Origin of the sequence: Streptomyces gobiensis, assembly GCF_021216675.1 — a bacterium.
Classification (GTDB): Bacteria; Actinomycetota; Actinomycetes; order Streptomycetales; family Streptomycetaceae; genus Streptomyces; species Streptomyces gobiensis.
Genome location: NZ_CP086120.1, coordinates 258,675 through 274,853, shown reverse-complemented (window position 1 = coordinate 274,853; position 16,179 = coordinate 258,675). Strand labels below are relative to the sequence as shown.

The following is a 16,179-nucleotide window of genomic DNA, read 5'->3' as shown; positions in this document are numbered from 1 at the left end:
CATTCTCGCTCAACGATCTCCCGCCCGGCCTCCCCGGGCGTCCTGCGTCTCATCCACCGGCAACCGCGGCTGAACAACGAGCGGATACGGCGGGGGAGTGCCACCGAACTCCGGACAGTGCGCCTGATGGTCACACCAGCCGCACAGCTTGCCCGGCCTCGGCCGCCAGTCACCCGACTCGGTGGCCCGCTGAATCGCGTCCCACAGAGCCAGCAGCTTCCGCTCCACCCCCAGCAGATCCGACTCCTGCGGGTCATACGTCAGCACATCACCACTGCCCAGATAGACCAGCTGCAGCCGCCGCGGCACCACACCCTTCAGCCGCCACACCACCAGCGCATAGAACTTCATCTGGAACAGCGCCTCCCCGGCGAACTCCGGTCGCGGCGCCTTGCCTGTCTTGTAGTCAACAATCCGCACATCACCCGTCGGTGCGACATCCACCCGGTCGATGATCCCGCGCAGCCGCAGCCCCGAATCCAGCCGCGCTTCCACGAACAGCTCACGCTCCGCGGGCTCCAGCCGCGTCGGATCCTCCAGCGTGAACCACCGCTCGACCAGCCCCTCCGCCTCCGCCAGCCAGCGCGCCAGCTCCGCGCCGTCCGCAACGCCCTCCCCGTCCGCAACGCCCTCCCCGTCCGCGGCGCCCTCCGCGAACAGCTCCGCCAGCTCCGGACGCCTCGCCAGCAGCCGCTCCCACTCCCCGGCCACCATCGCCCGCGCCCGCGGCACACTCCGGTCCCCCGCTGGAGCGTCGAAAAGCCGCTCCAGCACCGCATGCACCACCGTGCCCCGGGTCGCCGCCGCACTTGGTTTCTCCGGCAGCCGGTCGATCACCCGGAAGCGGTACAGCAACGGACACTGCATAAAGTCAGCCGCCCGCGAGGGGGACAGCGACTTGGGCGGCGCGGCCGGCCGGTCAGCGGAGGTTCCCATGCTCCAGACCCTATGACCCACCACCGACAGTCAGACACATACCATCGACGACACCACCCCTCGCCCCGCATGATCGTAGGGACTGCGAGCGGGTGTGAGAACAGCAGCAATGAGGGGATCCCGTGGGAGACACGGACAACGGCGGGAAGCCGCAGCCGCAGACCCGGAGCCAAGGCCCCGGGGACGACAGACCTGACGGCGCTGAGGGCGCTGACAGCGCTGATATCTCTGACAACACTGGCAGCCGCCACACGGACACCAGGGACGGCAGAAAGCAGCGCCCGCGGGCGACCGGCGGCGGCATCCTCATGGGTCGCCCCTTCGGAGTGCCCGTCTACGTCGCTCCCAGCTGGTTCCTCGTCGCCGCCCTCATCACCTGGGTCTTCGGCTCCCAACTCGACCGCGTCCTGCCCGGCCTCGGCACCGCCCGCTACTTCATCGCACTCTTCTTCGCAGTGGCCTTCTACGCCTCCGTATTCGTCCATGAACTGGCCCATACGGTCGCGGCCCTCCGCTTCAAGCTCCCGGTGCGCCGCATCCAGCTCCAGTTCTTCGGCGGCGTATCCGAGATCGAAAAGGAGTCTGAGACCCCCGGCCGGGAATTCGTCCTCGCCTTCGTCGGCCCGCTGCTCTCCCTCGCCCTCGCCGGACTCTTCTACGTCGGCATGTACGTAGTCGAGCCCCGCAGCGTCCCAGGCGTCCTGCTCGCCGGACTGATGATCTCCAACCTCATTGTCGCCGTCTTCAACCTCCTGCCCGGCCTCCCCCTGGACGGCGGCCGCATGCTCCGCGCCGTGATCTGGAAGCTCAGCGGCAACCCCATGACCGGCACCATCGCCGCCGCCTGGACCGGCCGCGGCCTCGCCGTCACCGTCCTCATCGGACTCCCACTGGCCACCCACGCCAGCGGCCTGTCCCGCGGCGAGAGCGTCGGCGGACTCAACTCACTGACCGACGCCCTGCTCGCCGCCATCCTCGCCGCGATCATCTGGACCGGCGCCGGAAACAGCCTCCGTATGGCCCGCCTCCGCGCCCGCCTCCCCGAGCTGCGCGCCCGAGTCCTCACCCGGCGCGCCATCCCCGTCACCTCCGACACCCCGCTCTCCGAGGCCCTGCGCCGCGCCAACGAAGCCGGCGCCCGCGCCCTCGTCATCGTGGACGGCCAAGGCGCCCCCACCGGCGTCGTCCGCGAATCCGGCATCGTCTCCGTCCCCGAGCACCGCCGCCCCTGGGTCGCCGTCAGCAGCCTCGCCCAGGACCTCACCGACGGCATGCGGGTCTCCGCCGAGCTCGCCGGCGAAGAGCTCATCGACCATCTCCGGATCACCCCCGCCACCGAATACCTGGTCGTCGAGGACACCGGCGAGATCTACGGAGTGCTCTCCACCGGCGACGTCGAGCGCGCCTTCGTCGCCGCCATGGCCAAATCCAGCACCTGACCGGCGTCCACCCGCGGACCGACCTCGATTCGGCCCCCGGCCCCCGCTCGACTACTCTTGCTCGTATGTCCGAACCGACCGGTGCCGCCCGCCGTCGCGGGCCCTTCCAGGTCGGGGACCAGGTCCAGCTCACCGATCCCAAGGGACGCCACTACACCTTCACGCTCGAAGCGGGGAAGAGCTTCCACACCCACAAGGGAGCCTTCCCCCACGACGAGCTGATCGGTGCTCCCGAAGGCAGTGTCGTCCGTACCACCGGAAACGTCGCCTACCTCGCGCTGCGCCCCCTGCTCCCCGACTACGTCCTGTCCATGCCGCGCGGTGCGGCCGTCGTCTACCCCAAGGACGCCGGCCAGGTCCTCGCCATGGCCGACATCTTCCCCGGCGCACGCGTCGTCGAGGCAGGCGTCGGCTCCGGCTCGCTGAGCACCTTCCTGCTGCGCGCCATCGGTGACCAGGGCATGCTGCACTCCTACGAGCGCCGGGCCGACTTCGCCGACATCGCCAAGAAGAACGTCGAGCGCTACTTCGGCAGCGAACACCCCGCCTGGCAGCTCACCGTCGGAGACCTCCAGGACAACCTCTCCGACACCGGGATCGACCGCGTCATCCTCGACATGCTCGCCCCCTGGGAGTGCCTGGACGCCGTCTCCAAGTCGCTCGTCCCCGGCGGCATCCTCTGCGCCTACGTCGCCACCACCACCCAGCTCGCCCGCACCGTCGAGGCGATCCGTGAACACGGCACCTTCAACGAGCCCTCAGCCTGGGAAACCATGGTCCGCAACTGGCACGTCGAAGGCCTGGCCGTACGCCCCGACCACCGCATGATCGGGCACACCGGCTTCCTGCTCACCGCCCGCCGCCTCGCCGACGGCGTCGAGCCACCACTGCGCCGCCGCCGCCCCGCCAAGGGCGCCTATGGCGAGGACTACGTAGGGCCGGGTGGTGGGGACAGAGGAGCGCCGGGCGGCCGGGGCGAAGCGGGGAAATAGGACGAACGAGCAACGGCGGTAAACCACTGCTGAAATATGCCGCTGCCGCGTTCCGGACCACGGAACTCGGCAGCGGCATATTTACGTTGACTTGGCAGTCAGGTCGTTCCATCGCCGTGTGACGTATGGCACGATGCTGGGCATCCCCACCGCCACAGCTCTCACAGGAGACTTCCCGCGTGCAGCCCTCGGCAGGCTCAGCGTCCTTCCCGCCGCCGCCCCGCCCAGACCTCCCGCACACCCGCGCCCGAACGGTGCACTGGCTCGCTACCGCCGCAGCCCTCGGCGCGGTGCTCGGCGCCACGGCGCTCGTCCAGCCCTCCGACGCCACCGCCACCCCGGCGGGCCCGGTCGGCACCCCCAGCGCAGCGACCGGCCCCGATCCCGCCAAGGCGGCCTACCCCATAGACTGCGGCCCCTGGGACGTAGCCGTCATCGACCAGGCCGCCATCGACTTCGATGGCGACGGCCAGTACGAGACCGTCGCCGTGGTGCGCTGCGCCACCGGCACGGGCACCCCGCCCAGCGGCATGTACGTACTGGCCCAGCCCGCCGACGGCACCGGCGAACCACGCGTCGCGGAGACCCTGGTGGACCCGGCGGAGCAGCTGACCGTGGAGAACTTCACCGTGCGCGGCCGCACCATCGCCGCGAAACTGCGCGGCTACTCCTCCGACGACGTCCCACGCTGCTGCCCGGACATGGAGCGCGACGTCAAATGGGACTGGGAAGACGGGAAGTTCGCCCTCCGCGCGGCACCCCTCACAGGGAGTGTGTGATCCCTTACTCCGTGTCGGGGCCGTAGACCTCGACGTTGTCCGAAACCCGACGTACATGGATACACTCGCCAGGACAGTCCCTGACTGAATCCACCACATCATTCAATAGCGGCAACGGCACCGGGGCGGTCGCCCCGGCCGCCGTCCGCAGCGCGTCATCCTTGCCCTTCACATAGGCGAGCCCATCGATGTCCAGCTCGAAGACCTCGGGCGCGTACTGGGCACAGATGCCGTCACCGGTGCAGAGGTCCTGGTCGATCCAGACCTCAAGCTCACCGGTAGCCGCATCGTTCTGCACGGTCATGTCGCCTGCCGTTCCTGCGCGAGTGAACCAATTGGAGCCAACCCTGACGGGTGTTGACCACCCTGACGATACAACCGGTCGCTTTCCGATGTTGTTGGGTGGGTATTCCCCTGGCGTGAGGGAGTGCGCAAGGGTGAAGATCAGACACACCCCGACCGTCTTTGTGATCTAGGGGTTTCAACCACCACAGGCCCAGGTAGGGTCAGGAAGCGTCCAGCTCCCCTTGGAGGAGGTGAGGACCGTGGCAGCCCACGACGACGACATCAACCGCGGCACCCGGCCCGGTCGGGGTTCCGATGACCCGGCCGGCCAGGTTGCCTATCTTGAGCAGGAAATCGCCGTCCTGCGCCGGAAGCTCGCCGACTCTCCGCGCCACACTCGGATTCTCGAGGAGCGGATCGTCGAGCTGCAGACCAACCTGGCCGGCGTGTCCGCACAGAACGAGCGGCTCGCCAACACCCTCCGTGAAGCCCGCGACCAGATCGTCGCCCTCAAGGAGGAAGTCGACCGGCTCGCCCAGCCACCGGCTGGCTTCGGCGCCTTTCTGCAGGCCAATGAGGACGGCACGGCCGACATCTTCACCGGAGGGCGCAAGCTCCGGGTCAATGTCAGCCCCAGCGTCGAGCTCGAAGAGCTCCAGCGTGGCCAAGAGGTCATGCTCAACGAAGCGCTCAACGTGGTCGACGCCATGGAATTCGAGCGCGCCGGAGACATCGTCACCCTCAAGGAAGTCCTCGAGGACGGCGAACGAGCCCTCGTGGTCGGGCACACCGACGAAGAGCGTGTGGTACGGCTCGCCGAGCCGCTGCTGGAGGCCACGCTGCGTGCAGGCGACGCCCTGCTCCTCGAATCCCGCTCCGGCTATGTCTACGAAATCGTTCCCAAGAGCGAGGTCGAAGAGCTCGTCCTCGAAGAAGTCCCGGACATCGACTACACCAAGATCGGCGGACTGAGCGGTCAGATCGAACTGATCCGCGACGCGGTCGAGCTCCCCTACCTCTACCCCGACCTGTTCAAGGAGCACGAGCTGCGCCCGCCCAAGGGCGTGCTGCTCTACGGCCCCCCCGGCTGCGGCAAGACACTCATCGCCAAGGCTGTCGCCAACTCCCTGGCCAAGAAGGTCGCCGAGGTCACCGGTAAACCCGCCGGAAAGAGCTTCTTCCTCAATATCAAGGGCCCAGAGCTCCTCAACAAATACGTCGGCGAGACCGAACGGCATATCCGGCTGGTCTTCCAGCGAGCCCGCGAGAAGGCGAGCGAAGGCACTCCCGTCATCGTCTTCTTCGACGAGATGGACTCCCTCTTCCGCACCCGCGGCTCCGGAGTCAGCTCGGACGTGGAAAACACCATCGTTCCCCAGCTGCTCTCCGAGATCGACGGCGTGGAGGGCCTGGAGAACGTCATCGTCATCGGCGCCTCCAACCGCGAGGACATGATCGATCCGGCCATCCTGCGCCCCGGCCGTCTTGATGTGAAAATCAAGATTGAGCGGCCGGACGCGGAAGCCGCGAAGGACATCTTCTCCAAGTACCTGACCCCCACCCTCCCCGTGCACACCGACGACCTCGCCGAACACGGCGGAAGCGCGGAAGCCGCCGTAGCCGCCATGATCCAGTCGGTCGTCGAGCAGATGTACGCGGAGTCCGAGGAGAACCGCTTCCTCGAGGTCACCTACGCCAACGGTGACAAGGAAGTCCTCTACTTCAAGGACTTCAACTCCGGAGCGATGATCCAGAACATCGTCGACCGGGCCAAGAAAATGGCCATCAAGGCCTTCCTCGACCACAACCAGAAGGGCCTGCGCGTCTCCCACCTGCTCGCCGCCTGCGTCGACGAGTTCAAGGAGAACGAGGACCTGCCCAACACCACCAACCCGGACGACTGGGCCCGTATCTCCGGCAAGAAGGGCGAGCGGATCGTCTTCATCCGCACGCTCGTCACCGGCAAGCAGGGCGCGGACACCGGACGCTCCATCGACACAGTGGCCAACACCGGTCAGTACCTGTAGAGCGCAACCGTCCGGCTGCGGGTGCCCGGGGACGGGCACCCGCAGCCGGACCGTTTTCCACGAAGTCGGCTAGAGGTAAGCCCGTAGTGATCTCCCCAGCACAGCTCAGTCGTTCTAGGCTCGACCGTACCGTCGCGACGCGCAGTGCGGTGCCGGGGACCGCATACGGGTCGGATGCGCAGCGGGACTTGAGCGGTAGCCCAGTGACGGGTCACTGCCAGGCAAGGAGGGCCGCATGACCGTACGGCGAGTAATGGGCATCGAGACGGAGTACGGGATCTCCGTTCCCGGCCACCCCAACGCCAATGCCATGCTCACCTCATCCCAGGTGGTCAACGCCTACGCGGCGGCGATGCACCGGGCGCGCCGCGCCCGCTGGGACTTCGAGGAGGAAAACCCGCTGCGGGACGCCCGTGGCTTCGACCTCGCACGCGAGGCAGCCGATGCCAGCCAGCTGACCGACGAGGACATCGGCCTGGCCAACGTCATCCTGACCAACGGTGCCCGGCTGTACGTCGACCATGCTCACCCTGAGTACAGCGCGCCCGAGGTCACCAACCCCCGGGACGCTGTCCTGTGGGACAAGGCGGGCGAGCGCATCATGGCTGAGGCCGCCCAGCGCGCCGCCGAGGTGCCCGGCGCCCAGCCGATCCACCTCTACAAGAACAACACCGACAACAAGGGCGCCTCCTACGGCACCCATGAGAACTACCTGATGAAGCGGGAGACCCCCTTCTCGGACATCGTGCGCCATCTGACGCCCTTCTTCGTCTCCCGCCAGGTCATCTGTGGCGCGGGCCGGGTCGGCATCGGCCAGGACGGCAGCGAAAACGGCTTCCAGATCAGCCAGCGCGCCGATTACTTCGAGGTGGAGGTCGGCCTGGAGACCACCCTCAAGCGCCCCATCATCAACACCCGCGACGAGCCGCACGCCGATGCCGAGAAGTACCGGCGGCTGCACGTCATCATTGGCGACGCCAACCTCTCGGAGATCTCCACCTATCTGAAGCTGGGCATGACCTCGCTGGTCCTCTCCATGATCGAGGACGGCTTCATCGCCGTCGATCTCGCCGTTGACCAGCCCGTACGCACCCTTCACCAGGTCAGCCACGACGCCACTCTGGGCCAGCTCATCACGCTGCGTAGCGGGCGCACACTCACCGCCGTACAGCTGCAGATGGAGTACTACGAACTGGCCCGCAAATATGTCGAGGAGCGCTGGGGTGCCGACGCGGATGACCAGACCAAGGATGTGCTCGGCCGCTGGGAGGACGTACTGGCCCGGCTGGAGACCGACCCCATGAGCCTGTCCGGTGAGCTGGACTGGATCGCCAAACGAGAGCTCATGGAGGGCTACCGCCGCCGAGACAACCTCGACTGGGACGCCGCCCGCCTCCAGCTGGTGGACCTCCAGTACGCGGACGTACGCCCCGACAAGGGCCTCTACAACCGTCTGGCGACCCGGGGGAAGATGCAGCGGCTCCTGAAGGAGCCGGATGTCGTACGAGCCCAGAGCAAGCCGCCCGAGGACACCCGGGCGTACTTCCGGGGCCGCTGCCTTGAGCAGTACGCCGACGATGTCGCGGCGGCCTCCTGGGACTCGGTGATCTTCGACCTCCCCGGCCGTGACTCTCTGCAGCGGGTCCCTACCCTGGAGCCACTGCGCGGGACGCGCAACCACGTCAAGGAGCTCCTGGACCGCTGTCGTACAGCGGAAGACCTGGTCCGAGTGCTGTCCGGCGGCTGATTCCCGCCGGATCTGGGAATGATCGGGGTGGCTCCCAGACGTTGTAGCAAGTGCAGGGTCGATGTCAGACCCTGCTAGTAGGGTCTGATCTTGTACGTCCAATCCGAGCGGGGTGAGGTAGATGGCGACCAAGGACACCGGCGGCGGACAGCAGAAGTCGACGCGCTCGACCGAGGAGGTCGAGGAGCAGGCGCAGGACGCGCAGGCATCGGAAGACCTCAAGGAACGCCAGGAGGCGCTGTCCGATGACGTGGACGCGGTTCTGGACGAAATCGACGATGTCCTCGAAGAGAACGCAGAGGATTTTGTCCGATCATTTGTTCAAAAGGGCGGAGAGTGAGGAATGTCCGATTTTTCCGAGGGGAAGAAGTGCTCTCGGTGTAAGCGGACATTACGGCCAGACGCGTTCGCCGAGAACAAGTCCATGCGGGATGGCCTTCAGGCGTACTGCCGGGAATGCTCTGCGGAGTATTACCGGCAGCGCCAGGAGGCCAGAGGGCTCACCGTCCGCGAGAGAATTCCGGTGCCCCGTGGACACAAGCGTTGCCCACAGTGCGGCGAGGTGAAGCCGCACAGCGAGTGGGAGCGCAACAGGACGTCATCAGACGGCTGGGCGAGCTACTGCCGCACCTGCCGAGCGCATCGAAACCGGGACCACTACTTCCGTCGCAAGTACGGGCTCAGTCAGGAAGAGTTGCAGCAGCTACTCGAGGAGCAAGTCGGTGTCTGCGTAATCTGCCTAGCAGCTTCGGCAGAGCATGTGGATCACGATCACAGGACGGGTAAGGTCCGGGGCGTACTCTGCTTCAGCTGCAACGCGGCGCTGGGGCAGTTCAAGGACCGGCCGGACGCCATAAGGCGAGCGGCCGCATACGTGGAAGGAAACGTGTGGAAGCCAACACTCGTAGCACCGGGCGTCTACCGGCTGCCTTCCTGACGCCTGGCTCGTCCTCGTTCATGGACTTCCTGTCCGAGCACGCGCCCGACCAGCTGCCGGGTAACCGGCCGCTGCCGCCCGTGCACGGTGCCATCGAGGCACCGCACGGTACGACCATCGTCGCGGCGACGTTCCCCGGTGGCGTGGTGCTCACCGGGGACCGGCGGGCGACGATGGGGAACATGATCGCGCAGCGCGACATCGAGAAGGTCTTCCCGGTCGATGAGCACTCGGCCGTCGGTATCGCCGGTACGGCCGGTATCGCCGTGGAGATGGTCAAGCTCTTCCAGCTGGAGCTTGAGCACTTCGAGAAGGTCGAGGGCGCCCTGCTCTCGCTGGAGGGCAAGGCGAACCGGCTGTCCACGATGATCCGTGGCAACCTCGGTATGGCCCTGCAGGGCCTAGCCGTGGTGCCGCTCTTCGGGGGGTATGACGTCGACCGGGAGAAGGGCCGTATCTTCTCGTACGATGTCACCGGCGGCCGTTCCGAGGAGCTCGGCTTCGCGGCGGTCGGCTCCGGGTCGGTGTTCGCCCGTGGCTCGCTGAAGAAGCTGTACCGGGAGGACCTGACGGAGCAGCAGGCGGCGACGGTTGTCGTCCAGGCGCTCTATGACGCCGCTGACGACGACTCCGCCACCGGCGGACCGGATATGGCCCGGCGTATCTATCCGATCGTCGCGGTCATCACGGAGGACGGCTACAGGCGGCTCACCGAGGCTGAGGTCTCCGAGATCGCGCGCGCGGTGCATGAGGGTCGTCTGCAGTTGCCCAACGGGCCCCAGGCCCCGGTTCTCTAAGCACAGGAAGGGACGGGAAAGCCGGTGTCCACGCCGTTCTATGTCTCACCCCAGCAGGCCATGGCGGACCGTGCGGAGTATGCCCGCAAGGGCATCGCGCGCGGGCGCAGTGTGGTGGTGCTGCAGTATGCCGACGGCATTGTCTTCGTCGCGGAGAACCCCTCCCGGGCGCTGCACAAGGTCAGTGAGATCTATGACCGGATCGCCTTCGCGGCGGTCGGGAAGTACAACGAGTTTGAGAATCTGCGTATCGGCGGTGTGCGCTACGCCGATCTGCGCGGGTATACCTACGACCGCAATGATGTCACCGCGCGTGGTCTCGCCAATGTCTACGCACAGACGCTGGGCACCATCTTCTCCAGCGCCGCTGAGAAGCCCTATGAGGTTGAGCTGATCGTCGCCGAGGTCGGGGACGGCCCCGAGGATGATCAGATCTATCGGCTGCCGCACGATGGCTCGATTGTCGATGAGCATGGCTCGGTCGCGGTGGGTGGCAGCAGCGACCAGATCAGCAGCTATCTGGATCAGCGGCACCGGGACGGGATGACGCTCGCTGAGGCGTTGAAGCTCGCTGTTGACTCCCTCTCGCGGGACAACAACGGTGGTGAGCGCAGTCTTACCGCTGATCAGCTGGAGGTCGCGATTCTGGACCGTAACCGTCCGCAGCAGCGCAAGTTCAAGCGGGTGCTGGGCCGTCAGCTGTCCCGGCTGCTGGAGGGCGAGGCGGAGTCCTCGTCGTCGTCGGCAGCGGCAGCGACTGAAGAGGAATCCACCGAGGAGGAGTAACCTCGCCAGGTTCCGCACATTCCGCATATTCCGCACGTTCCGAACGCCCCGGCGGCTCAATTCCCGCCGGGGCGTTCGGCGTTGCCGGGCGGCGGGCCGGAGGAGCCGCGGGCTACCAGCTCGACCGGCAGGGTGGTGGTGTCGGGGGTGTGGCCGTCCAGGACGGCCAGGAGGGCGCGCATGCCCGCCGCGCCCACCTCTTCGGCGGGCAGCCGGACGGTGGTCAGCTCTGGTTCGACGGCGGTGGCGAGGGCCAGATCGTCGAAGCCGGTCACCGAGACGTCCTCCGGTACGCGCAGTCCCAGGCGTCGTGCCGCCTTGCAGGCGCCCGCGGCGAGCAGGTCGTCGTCGCAGAGGAGCGCGGTGGGCCGGGGATCGGCGGTCAGGGCGCGCTCGGCCGCCCGCAGCCCGCCCGCGACGCTCAGCTCGGCGGCCTCGGTCCGTACGAGGTGGGCCTGCGGCGCTCCGCGGAGGGTGTCGGCGAGGGTGCGGGCGCGCAGTTCGAAGGTCCAGCTCCGCACATCGGCGGCGAGGTGTGCGAGGCGTCGGTGGCCCAGCCCCAGCAGGTGTGCGGTGGCCTGTCGGATGCCGTCCGCGATATCGAGGTTCACGGTGGCGGCGGCTGGTGTCCGCGCTGGCTCGCTGTCCAGCATGACCAGGGGCAGTCCGCCCTCGCGCAGGGCGGTGAGGGCGTCGGCGGCCATGGAGGACGCGATGACGCCGTCGAGGGTGGCGCGGGCGGAGTCGAAGGGGTCGCGGGTGGGGCCGATGCCTTCGGGGGAGGGGTAGAGGACGACGCCGAAGTCGTGTTCGGCGGCGATGCGCGCGGCGCCGGTGTGGACCCGGGCGAAGAAGTCGTTGGTGAGGGCTGGTACGACGAGCAGCGCGGTGCGGGTGCGTCCCATGCGGAGGCTGCGGGCGGCGAGGTTGGGGCGGTAGCCGAGCTCCCGGGCGGCTGTCCGTACGGCTTCGACGGTGCGGGCGGAGACGCGGCCGTGCCATTTGTCCCGTAGCACCAGGGAGACCGTGGCCTGGGAGACCCCTGCGGCGCGGGCGACATCGCGGCTGGTGGGCCGGGGGTGAGCGGTGGTCACGGCGATTGGCTCCAGCTGCTGGATGGACCCAGGGACGTGGACATGGTACGTATGAGGCCGGAAGTTATACGTAACACCGCTTATACGTAACACCGGCTTGTACGTAACATCAGGAGGTGTCGCCGGATGGCGACGGGCTATGCCGAGCTGCTGCGCGCCAAGCACGCCATGCGGCTGCTGACGGGCACCCTCATCGGGCGGCTGCCCAACGCCACGGCGCATATCGCCATTGTGCTGTTCACCCGGGCGGAGGGCGGCAGCTACACCCTGGCGGGGGTGCTGGCGACGGTCTACGGCCTGGCTACCGCCGTGGGGCAGCCGCTGCTCGGCCGTGCGGTGGACCTCTGCGGTCAGCCGCGCGTGATGCTGCCCGCCGCGCTGGTCTCCGCCCTGGGCATGGTGGCGTTCGCGGTGGTGGGGATATCCCCGCTGCCGGCCGCCTGTGCCGCCGTACTGATAGCCGGGCTCTTCACCCCGCCGCTGGAGGGCGGGCTGCGGGCGCTGTGGCCGAGTGTGCTGAAGCGTGAGGACCGGGTCCATACCGCTTACGCGCTGGACTCGGTGGCCCAGGAAGTGATGTTCACGGTGGGGCCGCTGCTGGTCACACTGGCCGTGGCGGTGTGGTCGGAGGCGGGGGCGCTGCTGGTGATCAACGCCGTCGGGGTGCTGGGTGCGCTGTCCGTGGTGGTTTCGCCGCCGTCGCGCGCCTGGCGGTCGGCGCCGCGTGCCGCGCACTGGCTGGGGGCCTTGCGCTCCGGCGGGCTGCTCGCGCTCCTGGGATCGTTTCTCTTTGTTGGTATCGCCCTGGGCTCGATCACGGTCGCCGCGGTCGCCTACGCCGATGACAACGGTGGTGACATCGTGTACGCCCTGCTGATGTCCGGTATCGGCTTTGGTGCGCTGGTGGGTGGCCTGGTCTATGGGGCGCGGCAGTGGGCGGGGGCGCCGGAGCCGCGGTTGCGGTGGCTGATCGGTCTGCTGGCGGTCGGCTATCTTCCGCTGGCGCTGGTGCCTGGCGCGGTCGCCATGACCGTACTGGCCTGTGTTGCCGGATTGTTCCTCGCGCCCGCGCTGAGCTGTGCTTTTGTGGTGGTGGACCGGCATGCTCCGCAGGGCACCGTCACGGAGGCGTTCTCCTGGCTGGTGACGACCTTCGGCGTCGGCGCGGCTCTGGGTACGGCCGTGGTGGGGCCTGCGATCGAACTGGGCGGGGCGGCGGTCGGCTTTGTGGTGCCGGGGGCGGCCGGGGTCGCCGCGTTGCTGGTCCTGCTGGCGACCCGCCGGGTCCTCGCGGCGCCTGAGCGGGTGTCCGGGCCGGTCGTGCGGGTGGAAAATGATCGAAACGTGGCCCTCGAACCCGGTTTCAGAACAGAGCATCAGGCGTAATGTTCACTCATGGACCGCCGAATCTTCGGGCTTGAGAACGAGTACGGCGTCACATGTACGTTCCGGGGGCAGCGTCGGCTGTCCCCTGACGAGGTGGCGCGGTACCTCTTCCGCCGTGTCGTGTCATGGGGCCGCAGCAGCAATGTCTTTCTGCGCAATGGCGCCCGTCTGTACCTCGATGTGGGCTCGCACCCGGAGTACGCCACTCCGGAGTGTGACAACGTGACCGAGCTGGTCACCCACGACAAGTCGGGCGAGCGCATCCTTGAGGGCCTTCTGGTCGACGCTGAGCGCCGCCTGCATGAGGAGGGCATCGCGGGCGACGTCTATCTGTTCAAGAACAACACCGACTCGGCGGGTAACTCCTATGGCTGCCATGAGAACTATCTGGTGGCGCGGCATGGGGAGTTCTCCCGGCTCGCGGATGTGCTCATTCCGTTCCTGGTCACCCGTCAGCTCATCTGTGGTGCGGGCAAGGTGCTGCAGACTCCACGCGGTGCGGTCTACTGCGTCAGTCAGCGCGCTGAGCACATCTGGGAGGGCGTCAGCTCGGCGACGACCCGTTCCCGGCCCATCATCAATACCCGGGATGAGCCGCACGCTGACGCCGAGCGTTACCGGCGGCTGCATGTCATCGTCGGTGACTCCAATATGTCCGAGACGACGATGCTGCTGAAGGTCGGCGCCACGGATCTGGTGCTGCGCATGATCGAGGCGGGCACGGTGATGCGGGATCTCACCCTGGAGAACCCGATCCGGGCCATCCGTGAGGTCAGTCACGACATCACCGGCCAGCGGAAGGTGCGGCTGGCCAGCGGCCGGGAGGCTTCCGCGCTGGAGGTCCAGCAGGAGTACTACGAGAAGGCTGTGGACTTCTGCGAGCGCCGTGGTATCCGTACGGGCATGGTGGATCGTGTCCTGGAGCTGTGGGGGCGTGCTCTGGAGGCGGTCCGTACCCAGGAGCTGGACAAGATCAACACTGAGATCGACTGGGTCATGAAGTACCAGCTCCTGGAGCGGTACCGGGCGAAGCACAACATCACCATGTCGCATCCGCGGGTCGCTCAGATAGATCTCGCGTATCACGACATCCACCGTCGGCGGGGTCTGTACTACCTGCTGGAGCGCAATGGCCAGGCCGAGCGGATCTGCAATGACCTCAAGATCTTCGAGGGTAAGTCCGTGCCTCCGCAGACCACCCGGGCACGGCTGCGGGGTGACTTCATCCGCCGGGCCCAGGAGCAGCGGCGTGACTTCACTGTCGACTGGGTGCATCTGAAGCTCAATGACCAGGCGCAGCGCACGGTGCTGTGCAAGGACCCGTTCCGGTCGGTGGATGAGCGGGTGGAGAAGCTGATCGCGGGGATGTGACCGAGCGTGGAAGCGAGTATCCGTGTCGGGAGTGGCGGGGGTGCTGGGGCGTGGCCGTAGGGTGGCAGGAATACCCGGACATCCCTACCCCGTGAGTTGGATCGATGACCTCTACGAAGACAGTGCGCCGCGCGGCAGCGGCGCTCGTCGTGCCCCTGCTGCTTGCCTCTGCCGCGGCGTGCGGCAGCGGGGACGATGAGACGACGCCCGGCGGGGTTCCCGCCGTGTCCGGGGACTCCGGGAAGAAGCCCGAGGTCGCGGACGGCAAGGGTGATCCGCCCAAGGAACTCAAGTCCAAGGTGCTCAATAAGGGCGATGGCGCGAAGGTCGCGAAGTTCGACTTGCTGCGGGTCAACTATCTGGGCCAGACCTGGAAGGGCGAGGAGTTCGACAACAGCTTCGACAAGAAGCAGCCCTTTGATTTCCAGATCAACACTGACGGGGTCATCAAGGGCTGGGACGAGGGCCTGCTCGGCAAGACCGTCGGCAGCCGGGTTGAGCTGGTGATTCCGCCGGAGAAGGCCTATGGGGACAACCCTCCGCAGGGCAGCGCCATCAAGCCTGGTGACACGCTGGTCTTCGTCATCGAGATCGAGGAAGCCAAGTCCGGCATCCCGGAGGGCGAGAAGGTCCCGCAGGAGGACGCCGCGTTGCCCAAGGTCGGCACCAATACGGACGGTAAGGCGCCGAAGATCACTGTGCCGAAGGACACGGAGGTGCCCGGCGAGGTGGTGAGCGAGACCGTGATCCAGGGCACTGGCAAGAAGGTCGGCGCCAAGGACACGATTGAGGCCCACTTCACCGCCGTCACCTGGAAGGACGGAAAGCTGGTGGGCGACACCCGGCAGGCCACGCAGCAGGGCCCCGCCGGCCCGAGGCCGATGCCGGTGGAGCAGGTGCCTGGCTGGGCGGAGGGCCTGAAGGGGCAGCAGGTCGGCAGCCGGGTGTTGCTGGTGGTGCCGGAGAAGGAGTTCCCCAAGGAGGACCGCAAACAGCTCGGCGGAGGACTGGTCTTCGCCGTGGACATCCTTGACATTCAGTGAGGCCGACGTCCAGCCGCTGAATGATCGCGTCTGCGAGAATGGCGCGGTTGCCCAAAAGTTTCGTTCGTAGGAGCAATTTCGTGAGCATCGACAAGCCCGAGGTCGACTTCCCTGAGGGTGAGCCGCCGGCTGACCTGGAGATCAAGGACATCTGGGAGGGCGACGGGCCGGTCGCCAAGGCTGGGGACATGGTCTCCGTGCACTATGTGGGTGTCTCCTTCAGCACGGGCGAGGAGTTTGACGCCTCCTGGAACCGTGGCAAGCCCCTGCAGTTCCAGCTGGGCGCCGGTCAGGTCATCGCTGGATGGGACAAGGGTGTGCAGGGCATGAGGGTCGGCGGCCGTCGTCGGCTGACCATCCCGGCGCACCTCGCCTACGGCGAGCACGGTGCGGGCGGTGGCCGTATCAAGCCGAATGAGACGCTGATCTTCGTCTGCGACCTGGTCGCCGTCTGAGCCGGGGATCCGTGCCGCAAGGCGCTGGCTGAATCCGAGGCCCCGTACCGGATGGTGCGGGGCCTCGGCGTTTGTTTGGCCAGCGGTGTCCGGAGCGGTACGGTC

16 protein-coding genes are annotated in these 16,179 nt (G+C 67.3%); 13 read left to right on the top strand and 3 right to left on the bottom strand.

Going from position 1 to position 16,179, the window contains the following annotated elements:
• Positions 1-9: 9 nt before the first annotated feature.
• A complete protein-coding gene (locus test1122_RS01345; RefSeq protein WP_232267305.1) occupies positions 10-936 on the bottom strand; it encodes a RecB family exonuclease in 927 nt (308 codons plus the stop codon).
• Between the two features lie 122 nt (positions 937-1,058).
• On the opposite strand from test1122_RS01345, the gene test1122_RS01340 reads away from it, so the two are divergent.
• The 3 genes from test1122_RS01340 (at position 1,059) to test1122_RS01330 (ending at position 4,146) form a co-directional block, all read left to right on the top strand.
• A complete protein-coding gene (locus test1122_RS01340; protein WP_422396896.1) occupies positions 1,059-2,375 on the top strand; it encodes a site-2 protease family protein in 1,317 nt (438 codons plus the stop codon).
• Positions 2,376-2,440: 65 nt separating this feature from the next.
• The gene (locus test1122_RS01335) at positions 2,441-3,367 is read left to right on the top strand and encodes a tRNA (adenine-N1)-methyltransferase (RefSeq protein ID WP_232267304.1); all 927 of its coding nucleotides are present in this window, start codon (positions 2,441-2,443) and stop codon (positions 3,365-3,367) included.
• Between the two features lie 179 nt (positions 3,368-3,546).
• Positions 3,547-4,146, top strand: a complete 600-nt coding sequence (locus tag test1122_RS01330; RefSeq protein ID WP_232267303.1) for a hypothetical protein — start codon at positions 3,547-3,549, stop codon at positions 4,144-4,146.
• A 4-nt stretch (positions 4,147-4,150) separates the two neighbouring features.
• Here test1122_RS01330 and test1122_RS01325 read toward each other — a convergent pair whose 3' ends face one another.
• Positions 4,151-4,450 (bottom strand): ferredoxin, encoded by a 300-nt coding sequence (locus test1122_RS01325; RefSeq protein WP_232267302.1) that lies wholly within the window; start codon positions 4,448-4,450, stop codon positions 4,151-4,153.
• A gap of 241 nt (positions 4,451-4,691) precedes the next feature.
• Here test1122_RS01325 and arc point away from each other — a divergent pair, with 241 nt between their 5' ends.
• The 6 genes from arc to prcA all read left to right on the top strand — a co-directional run bounded on the left by arc (position 4,692) and on the right by prcA (position 10,725).
• On the top strand, positions 4,692-6,458 hold the full coding sequence (gene arc, locus test1122_RS01320) for a proteasome ATPase (protein WP_232267301.1): 1,767 nt from the start codon (positions 4,692-4,694) through the stop codon (positions 6,456-6,458).
• A 235-nt stretch (positions 6,459-6,693) separates the two neighbouring features.
• Complete coding sequence (dop, locus tag test1122_RS01315) at positions 6,694-8,205, top strand: depupylase/deamidase Dop (protein WP_232267300.1); 1,512 nt, start codon at positions 6,694-6,696, stop codon at positions 8,203-8,205.
• 121 nt (positions 8,206-8,326) lie between these two features.
• Positions 8,327-8,545, top strand: coding sequence for a ubiquitin-like protein Pup (locus test1122_RS01310; RefSeq protein WP_232267299.1), 219 nt, complete (start codon positions 8,327-8,329; stop codon positions 8,543-8,545).
• 3 nt (positions 8,546-8,548) lie between these two features.
• Positions 8,549-9,142 (top strand): endonuclease VII domain-containing protein, encoded by a 594-nt coding sequence (locus test1122_RS01305; protein ID WP_232267298.1) that lies wholly within the window; start codon positions 8,549-8,551, stop codon positions 9,140-9,142.
• Complete coding sequence (gene prcB / locus test1122_RS01300) at positions 9,094-9,939, top strand: proteasome subunit beta (protein ID WP_232267297.1); 846 nt, start codon at positions 9,094-9,096, stop codon at positions 9,937-9,939. The genes test1122_RS01305 and prcB overlap by 49 nt, the downstream gene beginning before the upstream one ends.
• Before the next feature lie 24 nt (positions 9,940-9,963).
• Positions 9,964-10,725: a proteasome subunit alpha gene (gene prcA / locus test1122_RS01295; RefSeq protein ID WP_232267296.1), complete on the top strand. Its 762-nt coding sequence runs from the start codon at positions 9,964-9,966 to the stop codon at positions 10,723-10,725.
• A 56-nt stretch (positions 10,726-10,781) separates the two neighbouring features.
• Here the strand turns inward: prcA and test1122_RS01290 are convergent, their stop codons facing one another.
• Positions 10,782-11,819: a LacI family DNA-binding transcriptional regulator gene (locus test1122_RS01290; RefSeq protein ID WP_232267295.1), complete on the bottom strand. Its 1,038-nt coding sequence runs from the start codon at positions 11,817-11,819 to the stop codon at positions 10,782-10,784.
• Between the two features lie 126 nt (positions 11,820-11,945).
• Between test1122_RS01290 and test1122_RS01285 the strand changes: the two genes are divergently transcribed.
• The 4 genes from test1122_RS01285 to test1122_RS01270 all read left to right on the top strand — a co-directional run bounded on the left by test1122_RS01285 (position 11,946) and on the right by test1122_RS01270 (position 16,074).
• Positions 11,946-13,205: an MFS transporter gene (locus test1122_RS01285; RefSeq protein ID WP_232267294.1), complete on the top strand. Its 1,260-nt coding sequence runs from the start codon at positions 11,946-11,948 to the stop codon at positions 13,203-13,205.
• Between the two features lie 9 nt (positions 13,206-13,214).
• Positions 13,215-14,576 (top strand): Pup--protein ligase, encoded by a 1,362-nt coding sequence (pafA, locus tag test1122_RS01280; protein WP_232267293.1) that lies wholly within the window; start codon positions 13,215-13,217, stop codon positions 14,574-14,576.
• A 104-nt stretch (positions 14,577-14,680) separates the two neighbouring features.
• Positions 14,681-15,619: an FKBP-type peptidyl-prolyl cis-trans isomerase gene (locus test1122_RS01275; protein WP_232267292.1), complete on the top strand. Its 939-nt coding sequence runs from the start codon at positions 14,681-14,683 to the stop codon at positions 15,617-15,619.
• 80 nt (positions 15,620-15,699) lie between these two features.
• Positions 15,700-16,074, top strand: a complete 375-nt coding sequence (locus test1122_RS01270; RefSeq protein ID WP_232267291.1) for an FKBP-type peptidyl-prolyl cis-trans isomerase — start codon at positions 15,700-15,702, stop codon at positions 16,072-16,074.
• Positions 16,075-16,179 lie beyond the last annotated feature (105 nt).